Genomic DNA, 19,900 nt, shown 5'->3' with positions numbered 1-19,900 from the left:
ACCGACGAGGGCTTCCTGCTACACGGTCGGCACCACCATCGGGGTGCCGGTGACCGGGTTCGGCATCACCACGCTGGGCAGGCCGAAGACCTCCCGCATGAGGTCGGCGTCCACCACGTCGGCCGGCGGGCCCTGCGCGACGACCCGGCCGGCCTTCATCGCCACGATGTGATCGGCGAACCGGCAGGCCTGGTTGATGTCGTGCAGCACGGCCACGACGGTGCGTCCCTCGTCGCGCAGCCGCGCGAACAGTGCCAGCAGCTCGTACTGGTGCGTGATGTCGAGGAACGTGGTGGGCTCGTCGAGCAGCAGGTACGGCGTCTCCTGCGCCAGCACCATGGCGATCCAGACCCGTTGCCGCTGCCCGCCGGAGAGTTCCTCCACGGGCCGCTCGGCCAGGTCGGTGACGCCGGCAACCGCCATGGCCGACCGGACGGCCTCCTCGTCGGCGGCCCCGCCTGCGCCGAGCAGGGACTGGTGCGGGTAGCGGCCCCGGGCGACGAGCCGCCGCACGATGATGTTCTCCGGCGCGACGAGGCCCTGGGGCAGGAAGCCGACCTGGCGGGCGAACGGCTTCGGCCGGTGCTCGGCGACGTCCCGGCCGTCGAGGCGTACCGCGCCCGAGGCCGGTGTGAGCAGCCGGACGAACGCCTTCAGCAGCGTCGACTTCCCGCAGGCGTTGGGGCCGACGATCGCCGTGAACGCGCCGTCCGGCACGGCCAGGCTCACCCGCGTCGACACCACCCGGTCGCTGTAGCCGAGCGTGACGTCCTCCGCGGTCAGGCGGCTGGTCACCGTCGTTTCACCTCCATGCCGAGCAGCCAGATGAGATAGCAGCCGCCGATCGCCGTGGTAACCACGCCGACCGGCAGCGCGACCGGCGCGAGCAGCAGTTGCGCGACGAGATCCGCGGCGAGCAGCAGCACCGCGCCGGTCAGCGCCGCCGGCACCAGGGGTACGCCGGCGGCCCGCGCGAGCCGCCGGCCGATCTGGGGCGCGGCGAGCGCGATGAACACGACCGGCCCGGCCACCGCTGTCACTGTCGCGGTGCAGCCCACGCCGGCCAGGACCAGCAGCAGGCGGAGCCGGCCCAGGCGTACGCCAGTGGTGCGCGCGATCTCGTCGCCCAGTGCAGCCTGGTGCATGGCGTGCGAGATAACGACGAGCAGCAGGACGAACAGGCCGATGACGGCGAACGGGAGCCGCACCTCGGCCCAGTCGACGCCGTTGAGCGAGCCGGCGTTCCAGCCGGTCGCGGCGAGCGCCACGTCGATCTCGGCCCGCAGCACGATCCAGGAGTTGAGCGCGGTCAGCATCGCGTTGACGGCGATGCCGATGACGACCAGCCGGACGCCGCTGAGCCCGGAGTCCAGCGACAGCAGGTAGATGAGCGCGGCGGCGAGCAGCCCGCCCGCCACCGACCCGGCCGCGAGCTGCCCGGCGGTTCCGTTCAGCACGGTGATCGCGACAAGCGCGCCGGTGTACGCGCCCGCGTCGAGGCCGATCACGTCGGGGCTGCCCAGCGCGTTGCGGGTCAGGTTCTGGAAGACCGCCCCGGCCAGACCCAGCGCGGCGCCGAAGACCAGCGCGGCGGCCACCCGGGGGAGTCGCCACTCCCGGATCACGAAGGCCGCGTCGCCGCCCCGGAACAGGGCGTCGAACACCTCGGCCGGTGTCGCCCACTCCGGCCCGTGGCTCAGCGTCAGCAGCGCGAGGGTCGCCGCGGCCGCGACGAGCCCGGCCGCGGCGACGGCCGAGCGCCGTTCGACCTCGATCGCGAGCCGTCCCGCCCGCAGCCTCACAGTGCTCACAGCGCCGCCGCCCCGTAGCGGCGGACCGCCCAGATCAGCACCGGAGCGCCCAGGAACGCGGTGACGATCGACACCGGGACCTCGCCAGTGGGCAGCAGGACCCGCGAGCCGACATCCGCGACGAGCAGCAGGATCGGCCCGAGCAGCATCGAGTACGCCATGATCCACGGGATCGAGTCGACTGCGAGCCGCCGCGCCAGGTGCGGAACCATCAGCCCGACGAACGCGATCGGGCCGGCGACCGCGGTGGCGACGCCGGTGAGCAGCGTGACGAGCACCAGGACGGTGACCCGGGTCCGGGTCACGTGGGCGCCGAGCGAGTGGGCGACGTCCTCGCCGAGGGCGAGCGCGTTCAACGGCCGGGTCGCGGCCATCGCGGCGGCCAGGGCGGCGACTGTCACCAGCACCGGCAGCACCAGCGGCGTCTGCTCGGCGCCGGCCAGCGCCCCGACTGACCAGAACCGGTACCTGTCGAAGACGTCCGGGAAGCCCAGCCGCAGCCCGAGCGAGACGCCCATCAGCACCCAGCTCAGCGCGACTCCGGCGAGGACCAGCCGCAGCGGTGAGGTCCGCCCGACGGCGTAGACGGCGACGGCGGCGAGCGCGGAGCCGGCCACCGCGAGCACGAGCTGCCCGGCCTGCGACCCGGCGACGCCCGCCAGCACGCCCAGGTTGATGGCGAAGCCGGCCCCGGCTGTCACGCCGAGGATGCCGGGCTCGGCCAGCGGGTTGCGGGTGAGCGTCTGGATCAGCACCCCGGCCGCGCCGAGGGCGGCGCCGACGCAGACGCCGAGGATCGTGCGGGGCAGCCGGATGTCGCGTACGACGAGGTGGTCGGTCGTGGCCGCGAAGTCGGTGAGCGCGCGCCACACCTCGACCGGCGCGACCGGTCGCGCGCCCACGGCCATGCTCGCGCCCGCCGCGACGACGAGCAGCGCGGCGGACACGAGCAGGAACGCCGCCCGGCGGGACAGGTCAGTCTTCAAGCCCGGCGACTCCGCGCTTCCAGTACCCGGTGATCAGTGAGTCGAGGCGGCCGGCGCTCCAGGCGCGTAGCGGCCTGATGTCGTTCGCCTCGCCGGCCGCGAAGAGGAACGCCCGCCCGGCCGGCAGGCGCAGCGACCCCACCTGCTGCGCGAGCGTGGACCCGGTGGCCGCGCGCACCAGCCACGTCACCGCCACCCCGTCGCGGTGCGTGAGCGGGTAGTCCTGTTCGGCCGGGTCGTCGACCTCGGCGACCACGTGCGCCGACACGTCGGCCGGGGACTCCTGCAGCCACCTGGCGACGGCCGGCAGGGCGGTGGCGTCGACGGCGAAGACGTAGTGGTCGTAGCTGTGCGGGAACGCCTTCGCGCCGGGCGGGCCCGCGATCGTCACCCCGTCGCCCACCGCCGCCGCGTCCGCCCACGCCGACGCGACACCGCCGTCGTGCAGCACGAAGTCCAGGTCGATTTCGCAGGCGGCGGGATCGTAGCGGCGCACCGTGTACTTGCGGGTGGTCGGCAGCGGGCGGGGCCAGTCGAGCATGCCCCGCCCGTCCGGGACGGGATCGCGCCGGGTGCCGTCCGGATCCGGGAAGACGAGCTTGACGTGGTCGTCCGCCTGGTAGGTGTGGAAGTCGGCGAGGGCCGGGCCGCCGAGGGTCAGCCGCACCATGCGCGGGGTCAGCCGCCGCCGGGCGACGACCCGGACCTCGCGTACGCCGATCGGGTAGCCGATCCGGACCGTGCCACTGCCCGCGCGGTGGTGGGCGGCGACCCGGCCGGCCGGGTCGTGACGGTCGACTGTCATCGGGCCAGCAGCGGCGCGAATGCCTTGTCGACGGAGTCGAGCGTCCGGAGGGCCGACTCGTACGTCGCCGCCTCCGTGTACTGCAACGGGAACACCCGGCCGGCCTTGACCGCGGGCAGGTTCTTCCACAGCGCGGAGTCGAGCACCTGCTTCACCGCCTCGGCGGGGGTGCCGTCGGGCTGCACCGTGTACGTGATGGCGTCGGCCTCGCCGAGGCTCGTCGGCAGTTCCTCGATCGCTGGGTACTCGGTGACGTCGAGCCCGCCGCCACCCTTCTCCTTGACCTCGCCGTAGTAGGTCACGCCCGCGTCCTGGGCGATGTTGGTGCCCCACGAGCCGGCGAACTCCCGGTGGAAGGTGCCCTTGGCGATCTCGCCGTAGCTCCCCACGTGCCCGAACTTCAGGCCCGCGAGGGCGGCGCCGTACTTGTCCTTCAGTTCCGCGGCCCTCTTCTCGTACGCCTCCTTGGCCGCCTGGAAGTTCGTGCCGCGACCGGCGGCGTCGGACTGCCGGCGGGACAGCTCGCGCCAGGCGGCGGGCGTGGTGGGGCCGATCGCGACGACCGGCGCGATGCTCTCCAGCCGCTTCATGTCGATGCTGCCGAGAGCCGGCTTCGGCACCCCGATCACGATGAGGTCCGGCTTGGCGGCGGCGACGGCCTCGTAGTTGGTCTCGGCAGCCGCCTCGCCGGCGACCTTCGGCAGCCGTTCGTAGGTGGCCCGGTCCTGCTCGGCCATCAGCGCCAGGCCGCGCTTCCAGCTCGAGATCCCCACCAGTGCGGCGTCCGCCTCGATCAGGACCGGCACCGCATAGCCGGTGGCGACGACCCGCTGGGGGTCGGCCGGGATCGTGATCTCGCCGTTGTCGGCGGCGAAGACGCGCGTCGCGGCGTCGCCGGACTTCGCGGCGGAGTCGCCGCCGTCGGATCCGCAACCGGTGACCACGGTGAGCGTCACCGCGGCGGCGGCGATCACGCGCCAGTGCTGTCGTACGGACATCTGCCAGTTCCTTCGGGGTCTCAACACAGAGGTGCAGCCCTACTGGGCTGCAGAGCTTAGGCTAGCCTTACTTCTGTGGGCAGAATGTCGCCGAGAGGTCAACCGATGTCGGGGAGAGGTCAGAGCGTGATGGTCACCGGCCCGATCACGGCGGATCCGGTCAGCTGCGAGGAGTTCGGCTACGGCCTCGGCCGCCCCGACGGCATCCTCCTCCTGCGCTACCGGTCGGTGACCCGGCTGGCGTTCGCCGAGAACCGGGAGGATTTCCTGCACCAGTTCTACTGGTCACCCGACGGTCTGCTCTCCGCCCGCCACGGTCGGCACACCACCTTCCTCGGGCCGGACGAGGTCTTCTGGGTGCACCGGGCCGTGACCCACGAGGTGCACGCGGCGGACCGGCAGACGGTCTACCGGATCTGCCTGCGCGAGGTGCCTGGTGCCCTCGACGGGCTGGGGGCCGGCGTCGCCACCATCGACGCCGAGGCCGCTCGGCTCGTCCTCGCGCTCACCACCGCCGGCTACGACGAACGCGACGCCCTCGCCGCCCGCAGCCGCATCATGGCCGGGCTCGCCCCCCGATCCGACCCCGACGACCGGCAGGCCGGCGGTACGGGCGTCGCGCTGGCGGTCGCCACGGCCCTGGCCCGAGACCCGGGTGACACGACAGGGCTCGCCGAGTGGGCGGACCGCCTGCACGTCAGCGTCAAGACGCTGCAACGTGACTTCGACCGCGAGTTCGGCATGTCGTACTCGCAGTGGCGCACGAAGCTGCGCCTGCGTGCGTCGCTGGCGCTGCTGGAGACCCGGCCGGTCGGCGAGGTCGCCCGCCGCGTCGGGTACGCCAGCCCGTCCGCGTTCATCTCCGCCTTCGTCCGGGAGTACGGCTACACGCCGGGTCGCGCCGCCGCGATGCGGCGTACTGCCGACATCCCCGCGCCCCGCGCGGCGAGGAGCCTCCGGCACCCACCCGTCCCGTGATCAGCTTGGTCCTGCCGAAACGGTGGCGCGGTCACCTGCTCAGCTCATGGTGGCCTTCGGGGCGCCCTTGCCCGGGTCGATCCGGGTCGGACCGGCGGCCGAGGGGCGGATGTCGAAGTCGAAGATCTCGGTGGGCAGGTAGACCGTCGCGCAGGAGTTGGGGATGTCGACCACGCCGGAGAGCCGTCCCTCGATGGGTGCGGCACCGAGCAATAGGTACGCCTGTTCCGGCTGGTAGCCGAAGCGGGTCAGGTAGTCGATGGCGTGCAGGCAGGCGCGCTGGTAGGCGAGCTGTGAGTCGAGGTACCGCTGTTCGCCGTCGAGGGTGACCGAGAGCCCGGAGAAGGCCAGCCACTGGCTGAACTGCGGCGGGGTGTCACCCGGAATGAAGATCGTGTTCTCGGCGACGCCGTACGTCTGCATGCCGTTCTTGATCAGGTCTACGTGCAGGTCGGCGAAGCCGCCCATCTCGATGGCGCCGCAGAAGGTGATCTCCCCGTCGCCCTGGGAGAAGTGCAGGTCGCCGAGGGACAGGTTGGCGCCCGGCACGAACACCGGGTAGAAGACCCGGCTGCCGACGGTGAAGTTCTTGATGTCCTGGTTCCCGCCGTTCTCCCGGGGCGGAGCGGTCCGCGCCGCCTCCGCGGCCACCCGGTCGAAGTCGGCGCCGGTGAGGCGGCCGAGGATCGCGTCCTGCGGCTCGGGGGGCAGGGCCAGGGGCGGCACCCGGTCGGGCGCGGTGGCGATCAGCGCCCCCTCCCGCTGGTTCCAGGTGGCCAGCAGCGACGCGGACGGGGCGGTGCCCATCAGCCCCGGGTGGGCGATCCCGGTGAACGAGACCCCGGGGATGTGCCGGGAGGTCGCCTTGCGGCCGGTGAAGTCCCAGACCGCCTTGTAGGCGTCGGGGAACTGCTCGGTCAGGAAGCCGCCGCCGTTGCCGGTGGGGAAGATGCCCGTGTAGCCCCAGCCCTGACCGGCCAGCGGACCGGACTCCTGCGGGATGGGACCCATGTCGAGGATGTCGACAATGAGCAGGTCGCCCGGCTCGGCGCCCTCGACGGCGAAGGGGCCGCTGAGAGCGTGGACCCGGGTCAGCGGAGCGTCCCGGATGTCCTCGGCGGAGTCGTCGTTGTGGATCGCGCCGTCGAACCACTCACGGCAGTGGACGCGGAACGACTGTCCGGGCCGTACCGTCGCCACCGGCGGGATGTCGGGATGCCAGCGGTTGTGCCCGACCTTCTCCTGGTCGGTGAACCTCTTCGTGGAGTCGAGGGGAAACAGCAGTTCAGGCACGGTGTTGAGCCCTTCTCGTGCGTCCCGCCGCGGCGGGTCAGGTGGACTGCCCGAGCTCGGTCACCAGCGGGGCAGACGGGCGTGGGCCGGGTTCGTCGAGTGGCGCGCCGGGCGGCCGCCGGGCACGCGCCCGACCACCTCCGGCTGTTCCGCGCTGCGCTCGGTCCGGTCCATGGCGTCGCGCAGCGCCGCCGGCATGCGGGCGAGCCGGGGCGCGGAGAACACCCGTGTCGCCGGCGACCCGCACCGGGGGCAGCTCGTCGACGGGCTCGCGGTGCCGACCGGCATCACGACGTCGAACCTGCCGTCCTGCGGGCAGCGGTACTCGAAGGTGGCCATCGCCGCTTCCCGTCCAGCCTTTCGTGCGTGCGGTGGCCGTTCCGCAGCGGCTCACCCTGTCTCCCCGATTGTGGCTGATTTCTGACACAAACGGCGCAAAACGACGAATGAGGCGGAGTTGCTGCGGCGGCCGAGGTGTGGGACACGTTGGCGATCATCGATGCCTGGCGAGCATTGTCTACCCATGGCCGTCTCCCCGTCCTCGCTTCTGCGCCGCCTGCGGCCGGGTCTGCCGGCCGCCGTCGCGCTGTCCACCGCGTTGCTCGCCACCACCCTGAGCGCCGCCCCGTCGGCCGGCGCCGGCACCGCGTACCCCGCTGCCGCTCCGGCGCCCGGCGTCGCCGCGGCGCCCGTCGCGGACCCGACCGGGACCGCGACGCCGACGTCGACGCCCAGGACGCCCGACCCACCCAGCACCACGCCGTTCCCGCCGAGCGCGCCCACGAACCTGACCGCCACCCAGGTACGGACCACGTCCGTCACCCTCACCTGGACGGCCGCCACGCCCGGCTGCTGCGCCGTCGCCGGGTACGACATCGTCTACTTCAATCCGTTCGACGACGTGGTCTACAGCCTCAGCCTCGGCGACGTCACCACCGCGACTGTCACCAGCTACATCCAGCCGGGCCGGCAGTACACGTTCCGGGTGTCGGCCCGGGACTCGGACAACCGTCGTTCACCGGCCAGTGACCCGGCGACTGTCGTCACTCCGGTGACGGACACCGGACCGGACACCACTCCGCCGAGCGCGCCGGGGAACCTCACTGTCGGCGAGGTGACCGACTCGACCGCCCGGCTGTCGTGGTCGCCGTCGACCGACGACGTTGGCGTGCTCGCCTACGACGTCTACCGGTTCGACGGCTGGTACACCTCCACGCGCGTCGCCACCGTGCCGGGTACCACGTACACGATGTCGCTCCCCGCGCCGGCGCCGGCGCCACTGCGCACGCTGTACTACGTGCGGGCCCGGGACGCGGTCGGCAACGTGTCGATCGCCTCCAACACGGTCACCGTGCCCACGACGTCCACGCCGCCGTCGACCTGCCGGGTGACCTACCGGAACCAGTCGGAGTGGCCAGGTGGTTTCGTGGCGGCGGTGACGGTCCAGAACACCGGGACGGCGCCTGTCGACGGCTGGATCCTCACCTTCGGCTTCCCCGGTGACCAGCAGGTCACCACCGCGTGGAACGCCACAGTCGCCCAGACCGGCGCCACGGTGACCGCCCGCAACGCCGACTGGAACCGCCACATCGCGCCGAACGGCTCCGCGACCTTCGGCTTCCAGGGACGGTGGAGCGCCAGCGACGCGCCGCCGACCGTCTTCTCGCTGAACGGCGCCCCCTGCGCGGTGGGCTGAGCGCCGCCCGCGACCGACCTGAGAGGGAGTCCCGTGCCCACACCCCACCACCGCCGACGCACCCTGGCCGGGGCCGTCACGGCCGTCGCCCTCGCCGTCACCACCACGTTCGGGGGTACGCCCGCGCCCGTCGCCGCCGCGAACACGCTCAGCATGCGGGGCGCCGACGTCTCCTCGTTGCAGCGCAGCCTGGACCTGGGCGCGAAGTACTACGACGCGGGCGGGGTCGCCCGCGACCCGCTGGACATCCTCAAGTCCGTCGGCGTCAACTACGTCCGGTTGCGCGTCTGGAACAACCCGCCCAGCGGCTACAACAACAAGAGCAGGGTGCTGGCCCAGGCGCGTACGGCCAAGGCCAAGGGCCTCAAGGTGCTGATCGACTTCCACTACTCCGACACCTGGGCCGACCCGGGCAAGCAGTACAAGCCGGCCGCCTGGGCCGGGCACAGCCTCAGCCAGTTGCGCAGCGACGTGTACGCCTTCACGTACGACGTCTGCGCCGCCCTGCGGGGGCAGGGCACCCTGCCGGACAGCGTGCAGATCGGCAACGAGATCAACGTCGGGATGCTGTGGAACGAGGGCAAGGTCGTCAACAACGACTTCGCCCCGCTGGCCGGGCTGCTGAAGCAGGGCTACAACGCGGTGAAAGCATGCGGCGGCGGCATCCCGGTGATGATCCACACCGCGAACGCCGACAGCAACGCCAACGCCCGGTGGTTCTACGACGGCATCCGGGCGCAGGGCGTGCAGTGGGACATGACGGCCCTGTCGTACTACTGCATGTGGCACGGCAGCCTGGCCAACCTCTACAACAACATCGTCGACCTGCGCGGCCGCTACGGGAAGCCGGTGGTGATCGCGGAGACCGCGTACCCCTTCACCCGGGACAACGCCGACGGCGAGCCGAACGCGATCGGCGACGCGACCTGCGACGGCATCGGCGCGACCTGGGCCGGCCAGGCCCAGGAGTTCGACTGGGTGCAGAACACCGCCCGCAACGCCGGCGCCGTCGGTGTCTTCTACTGGGAACCGACCTGGTACGCCGTCAGCGGCAACGGCTGGGACCCGGCGAACATCAACGGCACCGGAAACCAGTGGGACAACATGGCCGTCTTCGACTGGTTCGGGCGGGTGAACCCGGGGGTGCGCTGGACGCCCTGACGGGCCGGCCGGCGCACCCCCGGGCTCAGCGCCGGCCGATCGAGTGGCGACGGCCCCACGCGATGAACACGAACAGCGCGAACAGCACCACGGGGGTGAGTACCAGTGCGCCGCCGTCCAGGATGAACGCCTGGGTGACGGCGGCGCCGACCATGAGCAGCGCGAGCCCGACGGCGGCCAGGCCGGCGAGCCGCGGCACGAGCAACCCGATGCCACCGGCCAGCTCCAGCAGGCCGACGAAGTAGCGGAACCAGGGCGCGGCGCCCATGTCCTCGAAGGTCTGGACCGCGTTCGTCTCGCCGAACAGCTTGGGGGCGGCCGAGGCGACGATGAAGAAGACGCCGAGGAAGATCTGGAGCACCCACAGCGTCCGGTGCAGCCCTCGGGCGACGGGTGTGGGAGTGGTGTCGGCAACGGTCATGGTTCTCGTCCTCCTGGCGGTCGGCCGGTGTTCCGCATCCGATCGGATGCACCAGCTCAGACCGGCGAACGCGCGTGAACTCATCGGACCGATCGCCAGTCGACGCGTTCCTGGCCGCGGCGGAGCCTGCGTACCATCTCCCGGTGAAGCTCCGCCGTCGGCTGGTCGCCGTGTCACTCCTCCTGGCGGTGGAGGCGACCGCGTTCGCGCTGCTCGTGACCGAGTCAGTGACGGGTGCGATCGCCGCCGCCGGCCTCACCTGCGTGTCGTTGTGGCTGCACCTCGTCCTGCACGAATGCGGGCACCTCGTCGTGGCGAAGCTGCTGCGCCTGCCGGTCATCGCGGTCCGTGTCGCGCCCTTCAACGGCTGGCGCAACGAGGTGGTGGTCCGGCCCTCGCCGTCGACGACGGCATTGCCGCTGCGGATGGTGCTGTTCTATCTCGGTGGCCCGTCGGCCAACCTGTGCGCGGCGGCGCTCCTCGTCGCGTCGGCGTCCACCGGCACGGCGATGACGCGGATGACGTTGCTCGGCGCCGCGTTCGTCGGGGCGCTGCTCGGCCTGACCAACCTCGTTCCCGGGCGGTCGACCCGCAGTGACGGTCAGAACCTGCTCCGCTGGCTGCGGGCTCCGGCAGCCGCCCGTGAAGGGCTGCGGGCGGGCTACTACCAGGAGGAGGTGGTCAGGGCGCTGCGGGCGGTCGCCCGAGCCGGTGGCGACGTCGACCGGATCGGAATTCAGCCTCCCGGCGGCAACGATCCGCTCCGGGCTCTCGCTGCCTACCAGCAGAGACTGGGCACGGGACACACGCAGTCCGCGGAGCTGGTCAAGGAAGCCGAGCGGCTCGCGGCGCTGGCTCGCGCCGGCGGTATCGACCGCGCGGCCGCCGCGGCGATCGGCCAGACGCTGAGCGTCCAGTTCGGGTTGTGGTACCTGTACGCCGCGGTGGTGACCCGCGCGCCGGTGCAGCGCCGGGAGGTGCGGGAGATCTCGGAACTCGCGCGGATCGCCCTCCGGGCGCAGCCGCGCGTGCTGTCCGCCCGGATCGGGATGAGCCTGACTCACCTGCTCGACCAGCGGCCCGAGGATGCGCGATCGCTGCTTCTCGACGTTCGTCCCGGTGCCGAGCCGCGCGACCTCTGCGCCGTCGCGCTTCTTCTGCGGGCGGCCGCCGAGTCGTATCTCGGCAACCACGCCGACGCGGACCACCTTCTCGGTGCGGCCCGTGGCGACTACCCGCAGCTGGCGCAGCTCGTGGCCGACATCCGGGCAGCCGATCCGGCGCCGCCCCTGTTCGCGCCGGTGCCGGTGGCGCGCGCCTGACCGGTCCGCCCGGCGGCCTGCCGCGGGCATCAGCGGCGCGAGCCGGCGGCTGCGGGAAGCGGCGGTCAGTCCTCGAACCCGCTCGGGTGGGCGTCTCCGACCACGTTCAGCAGCACTCCCTGCTCCAGCAGCGCCTTGCAGGCGCAGAGGACCATGGTGAACCCGCCCATCGAGTCGATCGCCTTGCTCACGGCCTGGTCGGCGGTACCGGTGAAGCCGGTCTCGGTGATCCGGACCAACGTGGTGCCGCCCTCGCCCGGCAGGAACCGCCACTCGACCTGGGTGGGGGACTCCGGATCCCACTCGGCCAGGATGCGGCGGTTCTCCTCCACGTCCTTCACGGTGACGACGGTGGAGACGCCGTACATCTCCCACTCCCAGGTGACGACGGCGCCCGGCGCCAGCCGGCCGCTGCTCCTGGTGAACCAGAACCTCGTGGTCACCGCCGGGTCGGCGAACGCCTCGAAGACCTCGGCGGCGGGCCGGTGGATGAGCATCTGGGCGGTGATGACGGGGGGTCGGGTCAAGCGGTCACTGTCCACGGTCAGCGGTGTTCCCTTCTCTTGCTGGGGCACGGTGAGCGCGGTCGCCGTATGGCCGGAATTCACTTGAGCGATGCCGCGCCGTGAGTCAGAGTGGTTCCATGATCTCCTATCGGAAGGGCGGCGACGCCCCGGCGCGATGAGCGCCCCCACGCGGCGCGACGGCGCCGCGAAGACCCCACAGGCCGTTCGCAGCGGTGACCCCTCCGGCCTGTGGCACCAGGCAGTCCAGATCCGCCAGGAATGGCTCGACCACGCCCTGTCCACGCAGCCGGCCGACCGGCCGGCCGCCGAGCGCTGCCTGACCGCCGTTTACGCGAGGGCGTCGCGGCCGCGACCCCGGTTCGAGTGGGTCGACTCGCCGGCCAAGGCGATGCCCCTGGTCAGCGGCTGGCCCACACTCGACTCGCTCCACGACCGCATCCGCGCGGCACGGCCGCCCAGGACGCCGCTGGTGGCGAGCGACATCGCCATGATCGTGTCCCAGCTTCGGGGCACCCTCAGCGCGGGCGTGGCGCACACCGATCCCGAGCTGTCACCCGCCCGCACCGGCAAGACCAAGCAGCCGTGGCCCGAGCTGGCGCCGCTGCGGGCCCTCGACAGCGGCGTACCCCTCGCCGTCGTGCTGCACCAGGGGGTACGCACGGCGCTGCACCGCAGCCTCGCTCACGGGTTCTACCTGCCGGTGCGTGCGGCGCTGGCGGGCGACGGCCCGGTGCCCGTGTGCTGGTACGGGCAGCAGGACGCGTCGTGGATCGCGTACTACGACGTGCTGCGCCGGCTCGGCCTCGCCCGGTACGGGCCGGCCGAGGACGGACACCTCGACACCTGGGCCGACCTGGCCCGATCCTGCGGCTGGTGGTGGCCGGGGGAGGAGGTCTGCGTCGTCGTGGACCGGCCGGCGGTGATCCGGATCGAGCCCGTCGCGGGAACCGCGCACGACCGGATCCGGCTGCGACCCGGCGGCGTGCGTTACCGGGACGGCTGGCAACCATCGCTGAGCGGCGCGGGCGCCGATCCAGGATGACGGGCCACCCGCCCGCAGGCCTTGATTGAATAGGCGGCGATAAATAGATTGGACTCGGGCGTCGCCGAGGTCCGCAGACCGGACCTCGGCGGCTGACCGGGCCGCCTTCGAGCCGGGCACATCGGTCGTACGCATCGACCATCCACCCTGGCGCATCGCCGCGCCGCGTCCTCGCGCGCCGCCGCGTCCGACCCCGGACGCGTGGCGCCGCGCCCTGCCCGACGTCGAAGGACTCTCCATGACGATTCTCCGTGCCCGCCCCGCCCCGCTCGTGGCGGCCGTCGCCGCGCTGGCCGCCGTCACAGCGGCCGGTACGGCCCTGCTCACCGGCCCGGCCGCAGCCGCGCAGGGCTGCCGGGTCGACTACACACCCAACCAGTGGCCCGGCGGGTTCACCGCGAACATCAAGGTGTCACCGGGTGACACCGCCGTGTCCGGCTGGACCGTCACCTGGACGTACGCCGGGGACGAGCGCGTCACGAACGGCTGGAACGCCACCGTGAGCCAGTCCGGGCCGACGGTGACCGCCCGCAACGCGTCGTACAACGGCAGCATCCCGGCCGGCGGCTCGACCGAGTTCGGCGTGCAGGGCACGTTCGGCACCGCCGGCGGCGCGCCGACCGGGTTCAGCCTGAACGGCGTACCGTGCAACGGCGCCGGCCCGACCACACCGCCGCCCACCACGACGGTGCCGACCACCGCGCCCCCGACCACGGCACCACCGACGACCGCGCCGCCCACGACGGCGCCGCCGACCACGGCCCCGCCGACGACCGCGCCACCGACCACCGCGCCGCCCACGACTCCGCCGCCGACCACCCCGCCGCCGAGCGGGTGCGCGGGAGCGGTGCTCTGCGACGGCTTCGAGAACCAGACCGGGCCGACCCCGTCGGGAGACTGGAGCGTGGTGAGCCCGGACTGCTCCGGCGCCGGCACGGCCACCATCGACACGACCACCACGCACAGCGGCAGCCGCGCGGTCCGGATCAACGGCGCGGCCGGGTACTGCAACCACGTGTTCGTCCGGACCACGAAGAACCTCAGCGGCCTGGGCAGCGTCCGGTACGCCCGGATCTGGGTCCGGCACACCACCGCCCAGCCCACCGACCACACCACGATGATCACCATGGCGGACGCCGCCGACGGCAACCGGGACCTGCGGCTGGGCGGCCAGAACGGCGCCCTCCAGTGGAACCGCGCCTCCGACGACGCCACGCTGCCCGAGCAGAGCCCGGCCGGCGTGGCGCAGAGCGTGCCGCTGCCCACCAACCGCTGGGCCTGCCTGGAGTTCATGGTGGACGGTTCCGCCGGCCAACTGCGTACCTGGCTGGACGGCGTCGCGGTGGCTGGGCTGACCGCCGACGGCGTACCGACGCACGACATCGACGGGCAGTGGTACAACCGCACCTGGCGACCGCAGCTCACCGACCTGAAGCTGGGCTGGGAGAGCTACGGCGGCGGTGCCGACACCCTCTGGTACGACGACGTCGCCGTCGGGTCCAGCCGGATCGGCTGCTGACGTGCCGGGTGGCTCAGTGCTCCACCGTCATGCGCTGGGTGCCGATGACGGAGAGCAGCCGCAGCGCCTCCTCCGACGGTGAGCCGGGAGTGGCGGTGTAGATGACCACCTGCTGGTCGCGGTCGGTGATGTCGAGGACGTCGCAGTTGACTGTCACCGGCCCGACCAGCGGGTGGCGGAACGTCTTGCACAGCGTCCGTGCGCCACCCACCTCGTGCGAGGCCCACAGGCGGGTGAACTCCTCGCTTCCGGCGAGCAGGTCCGCGATCAGCGCGGCCATCTCCGGGTCGTCCGGATAGCGGGCCGCGGCGGCGCGCAGCCGCCCGACCGAGTGGCGGGCGAACTCGCCCGCGTCCGACACGTCGTACAGCCGCGCGCCGTGCAGGTGCGGGCCGAGGAAGGTCCGGCGGACCAGGTTGCGGTCCCGCCGGGGCAGAGTGGAGAAGTCCTCCATGAGGGCCGCCGCGAGGTCGTTCCAGGCGATCACCTCGAACGCCGCCGAGGTCACGAACGCCGCCGCCTGCGGCAGCCGGTGCAGCAGGTCCAGCACGCTCTGCCGTACCTCCCGGGGTGGCCCGGACGGCGGCGCGGGCGGCTCCCCGGCCAGGTGGTGGAGGTGGTCGCGTTCGGCGTCGGACAGCCGCAGCGCGCGGGCCAGCCCGGCCAGCACCTCCCGCGACGGACGCGGACCCCGGCCCTGCTCCAGCCGCGTGTAGTACTCGGTCGAGATGAACGCCAGCCGCGCCACCTCCTCGCGACGCAACCCGGGGGTGCGGCGCCGCCGTCCGGCGGGCAGGCCCACGTCGGCCGGGGTGATCCGCTCCCGCCTGCTGCGCAGGAACACTGCCAGCTCACGTCGGTCCACGGCCCCAGTGTGCCCGCCTGCGGTAGTGCGTAGCCAGGTACCGCCGGTGCCTGGATGGGCTCCGCGGCCGGACGCAGTCTTGCTGCCATGAACACCACACGAACCACTGAGGGCCTGCTGGCCGGCAAGATCGCCTTCGTCACCGGCGCCGGGCGCGGCATCGGCGCGGCGGCGGCCCGGCTGTTCGCCGCCGAGGGCGCCCGGGTGCTGCTCGCCGCGCGGACCGAGGAGCAGTTGAAGACGGTCACCGAACAGGTCCGGGCGGCCGGCGGCATCGCCGAGTACGTGGTCTGCGACCTGGCCGACGCGGCGAGCGTGCGCGCCGCCGTGGACCGCGCCGTCGAGGTGTACGGCCGCCTCGACGTCGCCTTCAACAACGGCGCGACGATAGTGCCGCCGGGACCGATGGACCGGGTGCGGGAGGCCGACTTCGACCACGTCTACACGGTCAACCTGAAGGGGCCGTGGCTCGCCATGGTCGCCGAGATCACGGCGATCCGGGCCACCGCCGGCACCGGCGCGATCGTGAACAACTCCAGCGTCGGCAGCCTGATGGGCAACCCCGCACTGCCCGCGTACGGGGCGATGAAGCGCGCCGTGAACAGCCTGACCGAGTCCGCCGCGGTCACCTACGGGCCGGAGGGCATCCGCGTCAACGCGATCGCCCCGGGCAGCACGCTCACCGAGATGATGCGGTCCTGGGACGCCGAGTCGCCGGGCATCATCGACCGTCTCGCGGCGGCCAGCCCGCTGCGCCGGGCCGCCGAGCCCGACGAGATCGCCCAGGCCGCCGCTTGGCTGCTCAGCGACCGCGCCTCCTTCGTCACCGGGACGGTGCTGCGGGTCGACGGCGGCGCGCGGGCCTGACCCGGCTCAGACGGTGGTGTCCTGGACCAGCGGCGGGCCGGCCGGGACGGGGGAGGGCCTGAAGCCCTTGACCACCAGGTAGACACCGAGCGAGAACCCCCACACCGCGATGGGAGGTGCCTCACCGTCCTGTGGACCGGCCCGGCGGCGGCATCGGCCGCTGGGGCAGTCACCTCGCGCGATGCGTACGGGCCACCGGTGCGGCACACCGGTGGCCCGTAGGCGTCAACGGCTCATCGCGTACGCCACCACGAGCGCGACGAGCGCCAGCGCGGCCAGCACCGCCGCCGCGATCTTCGCCGCGCTGTAGGGGCGCTCGCCGATGACCTCTCCGGTCCGCGCGTTCACCAGCACCTGGTACGACCGCCCGGCGTGCAGGTACGCGGCGATCCACACCGGCAGCAGGACCAGCTTGTACGACACGTCGGAGTACGTGGTGTCCACAGCGGACACGCGCTGCTCGTCGCCGCCGATGTCCGACCGGCAGTCCCGCTCGATGACCGGCGCCATCCGCGCCTTCGCCTCGGTGAGTCCCGCCTCGGGCTCGGTGTCGTACCGCAGGGCCTGGTATCCGGCCAGGTAGTCGCCGTGGTACGCGGTCACCTCGGCCAGCGGCCACGGCGCCAGCTTGTCCAACTGCTCGGTGGGCAGGTGGGTGGTGGCGGGCACCAGCACATCGTCGAAGTCCCGGCGGACGGTGCCGGCGGCCGGATGCCACCGGGTGTGCCGCACCTGCCGGGTCCGCGTCTCCTGCCTGCCGTCGACGGTCACCGTGTACGTCTCGGTGACGTAGTAGTGCTCGCCCCGCTGACCCTGGTAGTCCGACACGGTCCGCGCGTCGAACGTCCAGTGCGGCAGGTACGTGCCCTTCAGCGTCTCCGCCTCGCTGATCTTCTTCAGGCTCCCGGGCGCGAACCAGCGGCTGCCGCACCACTGGCCCAGGGCCGTCCGCACGCCGTTGCGGTCGACGGCGAACGGCAGCACCGCCTCCGGCGCGATCAGCTCACCCGCACCGGCGTCGGCCACCAGCGGGGTGGCGCAGAACTGGCAGCGCTGCGCCAGCGCGTCGCTCTCCGTCCGGGCGCCGCAGCCCGGGCAGACGAACGTGTGCGCCCCGACGCTCGCCACCGGCTTGCGGGGCAGCGACGCCAGTTCCGCGTACGCGTGCTCGCGCACCTCCCGCCCGGCGCCGGCGATCTCCTGCCGGTGCCCGCAGTACGGGCAGCTCAGTGTGGTGGTGCCCGGCGCGTACTCCACCCGGGCGCCGCACCCCCCGCACTGGTACGAGGGCGGCGAGACAGCCGTGTCGCTCATGCCGGCGGCAGCGGCGGCGGGACGCTGGCGAGCACCGACGCCAGCTCGGGCACCTGCCCGGCGGGCTGCCACTGCGCCATGCCGGTACGCCAGACGAGCGTGTCCGCGCCGAGCGCGCCCGCACCCGCCTGCTCGGCCAGCCCACCGAGGTCGTAGGGGCCCTGCCGCTGGCCGCCGACGCCGACGTACCACTGGGCCTGCCCCGGCAGCGGCGGCGGTTCGGCGGCGGCCGGCTGCGCGGGGACCGGCGGGGCCGGCGCCGGCTGCGTGGCCGCGCCGCCGCCCATGGTCCGGGCCATCTGCTGGCCCATCGCCATGCCCATGCCCAGGCCAATGCCCGCGCCCGCCTCGCCACCCGGGTTGTTCGCCGCGGCCTCCATCGCGTTCGCGGCCTGGAAACGGGTGTACCGGTCCAGGTCGCCGACCGCGCCCATGCTGGTCCGCTTGTCCAGCGCCTTCTCGACCTCCGGCGGCACCGACACGTTCTCGATGACGAACTTGGGGATCGCGATACCGACCTCGGCCAGTTCCTCGGTCAGCACGGCGGCCAGCCGCCGGCCGATCGCGTCCTGATGCGCGGCGAGGTCCAGCAGCGGCACCCCGGCCGTGGCGAGCGCGCCGCCGAGCCGTCCGACCATGAGCTGCCGCAGGTACTCCTGCACCTCCTCGGTGCGGAACTGCGGGTCGGTGCCGACCAGTTCCCGCAGCAGCCGCGCCGCGTCCACCACGCGGGCGGCGAAGGCGCCGAACGCCCGCACCCGCACCACGCCGAACTCGGCGTCGCGCAGGATGACCGGGTTCTGGGTGCCCCACTTCATGTCCGTGAACTGCCGGGTGTTGACGAAGTACACCTCGGCCTTGAACGGCGAGTTGAAGCCGTACTTCCAGCCCTTCAGGGTGGACAGGATCGGCAGGTTGCGGGTCTCCAGCGTGTACGTCCCCGGCGTGAAGACGTCGGCGATCTTCCCCTCGTTGACGAACACCGCCGTCTGGGACTCCCGGACGACCAGTTGGGCGCCCATCTTGATCTCGTTCTGATACCGGGGGAACCGCCAGACGATCGTGTCGCGGCTGTCGTCCAGCCACTCGATGATGTCGATGAGTTCGCCCCGGAGCTTGTCCATCAGCCCCATCGCAACCCTTTCCTCGGCGCCGGTCTCCGGCGTCGCGGGCGACCATAGCAACCCCCCGCCACCTGCGAAAAGAGAACGATTCTGCGCCTATCGGCACCCGCCGATCGCGGTGGATCAGCCGGCGTCGCCAGCCATCGATTCGCCGGTGGACGTACGCTGCTCCGGAAGCCGGGACGCCCGGCCGGGGGTATCGACGACGCGCTCGGTCTCCTGCACCAGATAGTGCGGACGGCGCTTGGTCTCGTAGTAGATCCGGCCGATGTACTCGCCGATCACCCCGAGAATCATCATCTGGATGCCGCCGAGCCCGATCACGCTGACGATGATCGTGGTGTAGCCGGGCACGTCGATGCCCTTCTCCACGGCGTCCGTGACCACCCAGGCCATGTAGCCCACCGCGATGAGCGTGAGGAACAGTCCGCCGTAGATGGCCAGGCGCAGCGGCCGGTTGTTGAACGACAGCAGGCCGTCGAACGCGTAGTTGAACAGCTTGCCGAACGTCCAGCGGCTGTGCCCGGCCTGCCGGGTCTCGTTGCGGTGCGCCACCACCGCCGTGCGGAAGCCGATCCACGAGAACAGGCCCTTGGAGAAGCGGTTGTACTCCGGCATGGCCAGGATCGCGTTCACCGCGAGCCGGGACAGCAGCCGGAAGTCGCCCGCGCCGTCGAGCAGGCGTACGTCTATCCACCAGTTGACCAGCCGATAGAAGGAGCGCGAGGCGACCATCCGGATGAACCGGTCACCACGCCGGTCCCGGCGGGCGATCACCTGGTCGAAGCCCTGGCGGTAGAGCATCACCATCTCGGGCAGCAACCGCGGCGGGTGTTGCAGGTCGGCGTCCATGATGACGACCGCGTCGCCGGTGGCCCGGCGCAGGCCGGCGAGCATGGCCGCCTCCTTGCCGAAGTTGCGGCTCAGTGACGTGTAGCAGACGGCCGGGTCGGCGGCGGCGAGCCGGCGCAGCGCCGCCAGCGTGCCGTCCTCGCTGCCGTCGTCGACGTACACCACCTCGACGTCCACGTCCTGCAGCTCGGCGAACGCGACGCTGAGCATCTCGTGCAGCCGCTCCACCGACGCTTCCTCGTTGAAGCAGGGCACCACCACGGACAACCGCACGGCGCTCACCCCGCCCGGCCCGGGTGCGCCTGCCCGGCGCCGGCGG

Annotated in this window: 20 protein-coding genes; 7 read left to right on the top strand and 13 right to left on the bottom strand. The window is 72.5% G+C overall.

Annotated features, from left to right (window positions below; all coding sequences use genetic code 11):
- Positions 1-18: 18 nt before the first annotated feature.
- The 5 genes from ACFYO8_RS09180 to ACFYO8_RS09160 are packed head-to-tail and all read right to left on the bottom strand — an operon-like array spanning position 19 to position 4,600.
- Positions 19-795 (bottom strand): ABC transporter ATP-binding protein, encoded by a 777-nt coding sequence (locus tag ACFYO8_RS09180; RefSeq protein WP_354873987.1) that lies wholly within the window; start codon positions 793-795, stop codon positions 19-21.
- Positions 792-1,811: an iron chelate uptake ABC transporter family permease subunit gene (locus ACFYO8_RS09175; protein ID WP_355015238.1), complete on the bottom strand. Its 1,020-nt coding sequence runs from the start codon at positions 1,809-1,811 to the stop codon at positions 792-794. Before ACFYO8_RS09175 ends, ACFYO8_RS09180 begins: the two co-directional genes overlap by 4 nt.
- Positions 1,808-2,797 (bottom strand): iron chelate uptake ABC transporter family permease subunit, encoded by a 990-nt coding sequence (locus ACFYO8_RS09170; RefSeq protein ID WP_354873991.1) that lies wholly within the window; start codon positions 2,795-2,797, stop codon positions 1,808-1,810. The genes ACFYO8_RS09175 and ACFYO8_RS09170 overlap by 4 nt, the downstream gene beginning before the upstream one ends.
- The gene (locus tag ACFYO8_RS09165) at positions 2,787-3,602 is read right to left on the bottom strand and encodes a siderophore-interacting protein (protein WP_354873993.1); all 816 of its coding nucleotides are present in this window, start codon (positions 3,600-3,602) and stop codon (positions 2,787-2,789) included. The genes ACFYO8_RS09170 and ACFYO8_RS09165 overlap by 11 nt, the downstream gene beginning before the upstream one ends.
- Complete coding sequence (locus tag ACFYO8_RS09160; protein WP_354873994.1) at positions 3,599-4,600, bottom strand: ABC transporter substrate-binding protein; 1,002 nt, start codon at positions 4,598-4,600, stop codon at positions 3,599-3,601. The genes ACFYO8_RS09165 and ACFYO8_RS09160 overlap by 4 nt, the downstream gene beginning before the upstream one ends.
- A gap of 105 nt (positions 4,601-4,705) precedes the next feature.
- On the opposite strand from ACFYO8_RS09160, the gene ACFYO8_RS09155 reads away from it, so the two are divergent.
- The gene (locus ACFYO8_RS09155) at positions 4,706-5,578 is read left to right on the top strand and encodes an AraC family transcriptional regulator (protein ID WP_354873996.1); all 873 of its coding nucleotides are present in this window, start codon (positions 4,706-4,708) and stop codon (positions 5,576-5,578) included.
- Positions 5,579-5,617: 39 nt separating this feature from the next.
- Here the strand turns inward: ACFYO8_RS09155 and fmdA are convergent, their stop codons facing one another.
- A complete protein-coding gene (gene fmdA, locus ACFYO8_RS09150; protein ID WP_354873998.1) occupies positions 5,618-6,871 on the bottom strand; it encodes a formamidase in 1,254 nt (417 codons plus the stop codon).
- Between the two features lie 60 nt (positions 6,872-6,931).
- The gene (locus ACFYO8_RS09145) at positions 6,932-7,210 is read right to left on the bottom strand and encodes an FmdB family zinc ribbon protein (RefSeq protein WP_354874000.1); all 279 of its coding nucleotides are present in this window, start codon (positions 7,208-7,210) and stop codon (positions 6,932-6,934) included.
- 184 nt (positions 7,211-7,394) lie between these two features.
- On the opposite strand from ACFYO8_RS09145, the gene ACFYO8_RS09140 reads away from it, so the two are divergent.
- Both ACFYO8_RS09140 and ACFYO8_RS09135 read left to right on the top strand, forming a co-directional pair.
- Positions 7,395-8,567: a cellulose binding domain-containing protein gene (locus ACFYO8_RS09140; protein WP_354874002.1), complete on the top strand. Its 1,173-nt coding sequence runs from the start codon at positions 7,395-7,397 to the stop codon at positions 8,565-8,567.
- 33 nt (positions 8,568-8,600) lie between these two features.
- Positions 8,601-9,728, top strand: a complete 1,128-nt coding sequence (locus tag ACFYO8_RS09135; protein ID WP_354874004.1) for a glycosyl hydrolase 53 family protein — start codon at positions 8,601-8,603, stop codon at positions 9,726-9,728.
- A gap of 25 nt (positions 9,729-9,753) precedes the next feature.
- On the opposite strand, the gene ACFYO8_RS09130 is transcribed toward ACFYO8_RS09135, so the two are convergent.
- Entirely contained in the window at positions 9,754-10,149 is a 396-nt protein-coding gene (locus ACFYO8_RS09130; protein WP_354874006.1) for a DoxX family protein, read from the bottom strand.
- A gap of 143 nt (positions 10,150-10,292) precedes the next feature.
- Between ACFYO8_RS09130 and ACFYO8_RS09125 the strand changes: the two genes are divergently transcribed.
- Entirely contained in the window at positions 10,293-11,471 is a 1,179-nt protein-coding gene (locus ACFYO8_RS09125; RefSeq protein ID WP_354874008.1) for a hypothetical protein, read from the top strand.
- Positions 11,472-11,536: 65 nt separating this feature from the next.
- Here ACFYO8_RS09125 and ACFYO8_RS09120 read toward each other — a convergent pair whose 3' ends face one another.
- Positions 11,537-11,998 carry an SRPBCC family protein gene (locus tag ACFYO8_RS09120; RefSeq protein WP_354874010.1) on the bottom strand — a complete coding sequence of 154 codons (462 nt, stop codon included), beginning with the start codon at positions 11,996-11,998 and terminating at the stop codon, positions 11,537-11,539.
- A 154-nt stretch (positions 11,999-12,152) separates the two neighbouring features.
- Here ACFYO8_RS09120 and ACFYO8_RS09115 point away from each other — a divergent pair, with 154 nt between their 5' ends.
- Together ACFYO8_RS09115 and ACFYO8_RS09110 are read left to right on the top strand one after the other, a co-directional pair.
- The gene (locus tag ACFYO8_RS09115) at positions 12,153-13,040 is read left to right on the top strand and encodes a DUF6745 domain-containing protein (protein WP_354874012.1); all 888 of its coding nucleotides are present in this window, start codon (positions 12,153-12,155) and stop codon (positions 13,038-13,040) included.
- Positions 13,041-13,278: 238 nt separating this feature from the next.
- Entirely contained in the window at positions 13,279-14,559 is a 1,281-nt protein-coding gene (locus ACFYO8_RS09110) for a cellulose-binding domain-containing protein (protein WP_355015239.1), read from the top strand.
- Between the two features lie 13 nt (positions 14,560-14,572).
- Here ACFYO8_RS09110 and ACFYO8_RS09105 read toward each other — a convergent pair whose 3' ends face one another.
- Entirely contained in the window at positions 14,573-15,424 is an 852-nt protein-coding gene (locus tag ACFYO8_RS09105) for a helix-turn-helix transcriptional regulator (protein ID WP_354874016.1), read from the bottom strand.
- Between the two features lie 87 nt (positions 15,425-15,511).
- On the opposite strand from ACFYO8_RS09105, the gene ACFYO8_RS09100 reads away from it, so the two are divergent.
- The gene (locus ACFYO8_RS09100) at positions 15,512-16,291 is read left to right on the top strand and encodes a glucose 1-dehydrogenase (protein ID WP_354874018.1); all 780 of its coding nucleotides are present in this window, start codon (positions 15,512-15,514) and stop codon (positions 16,289-16,291) included.
- A gap of 225 nt (positions 16,292-16,516) precedes the next feature.
- On the opposite strand, the gene ACFYO8_RS09095 is transcribed toward ACFYO8_RS09100, so the two are convergent.
- The 3 genes from ACFYO8_RS09095 to ACFYO8_RS09085 form a co-directional block, all read right to left on the bottom strand.
- Complete coding sequence (locus tag ACFYO8_RS09095) at positions 16,517-17,605, bottom strand: hypothetical protein (protein ID WP_354874020.1); 1,089 nt, start codon at positions 17,603-17,605, stop codon at positions 16,517-16,519.
- Positions 17,602-18,738 carry an SPFH domain-containing protein gene (locus ACFYO8_RS09090; RefSeq protein ID WP_387256907.1) on the bottom strand — a complete coding sequence of 379 codons (1,137 nt, stop codon included), beginning with the start codon at positions 18,736-18,738 and terminating at the stop codon, positions 17,602-17,604. Before ACFYO8_RS09090 ends, ACFYO8_RS09095 begins: the two co-directional genes overlap by 4 nt.
- Positions 18,739-18,852: 114 nt before the next feature.
- On the bottom strand, positions 18,853-19,854 hold the full coding sequence (locus tag ACFYO8_RS09085) for a glycosyltransferase family 2 protein (RefSeq protein ID WP_387187783.1): 1,002 nt from the start codon (positions 19,852-19,854) through the stop codon (positions 18,853-18,855).
- Positions 19,855-19,900: the final 46 nt, after the last annotated feature.

This window comes from Micromonospora sp. NPDC005257, assembly GCF_042872445.1.
Classification (GTDB): domain Bacteria; phylum Actinomycetota; class Actinomycetes; order Mycobacteriales; family Micromonosporaceae; genus Micromonospora.
This window is presented reverse-complemented; position numbering and strand designations above follow the sequence as displayed.

Bases quoted from the DNA above. Each gene is read 5' to 3' on its own strand.
- ACFYO8_RS09145 (WP_354874000.1), bottom strand. From the start codon at position 7,210: ATGGCCACCTTCGAGTACCGCTGCCCGCAGGACGGCAGGTTCGACGTC.
- ACFYO8_RS09140 (WP_354874002.1), top strand. From the start codon at position 7,395: ATGGCCGTCTCCCCGTCCTCGCTTCTGCGCCGCCTGCGGCCGGGTCTG.
- ACFYO8_RS09100 (WP_354874018.1), top strand. From the start codon at position 15,512: ATGAACACCACACGAACCACTGAGGGCCTGCTGGCCGGCAAGATCGCC.
- ACFYO8_RS09160 (WP_354873994.1), bottom strand. From the start codon at position 4,600: ATGTCCGTACGACAGCACTGGCGCGTGATCGCCGCCGCCGCGGTGACG.
- ACFYO8_RS09130 (WP_354874006.1), bottom strand. From the start codon at position 10,149: ATGACCGTTGCCGACACCACTCCCACACCCGTCGCCCGAGGGCTGCAC.
- ACFYO8_RS09110 (WP_355015239.1), top strand. From the start codon at position 13,279: ATGACGATTCTCCGTGCCCGCCCCGCCCCGCTCGTGGCGGCCGTCGCC.
- ACFYO8_RS09095 (WP_354874020.1), bottom strand. From the start codon at position 17,605: ATGAGCGACACGGCTGTCTCGCCGCCCTCGTACCAGTGCGGGGGGTGC.
- ACFYO8_RS09090 (WP_387256907.1), bottom strand. From the start codon at position 18,738: ATGGGGCTGATGGACAAGCTCCGGGGCGAACTCATCGACATCATCGAG.
- ACFYO8_RS09155 (WP_354873996.1), top strand. From the start codon at position 4,706: ATGTCGGGGAGAGGTCAGAGCGTGATGGTCACCGGCCCGATCACGGCG.
- ACFYO8_RS09115 (WP_354874012.1), top strand. From the start codon at position 12,153: ATGAGCGCCCCCACGCGGCGCGACGGCGCCGCGAAGACCCCACAGGCC.
- ACFYO8_RS09165 (WP_354873993.1), bottom strand. From the start codon at position 3,602: ATGACAGTCGACCGTCACGACCCGGCCGGCCGGGTCGCCGCCCACCAC.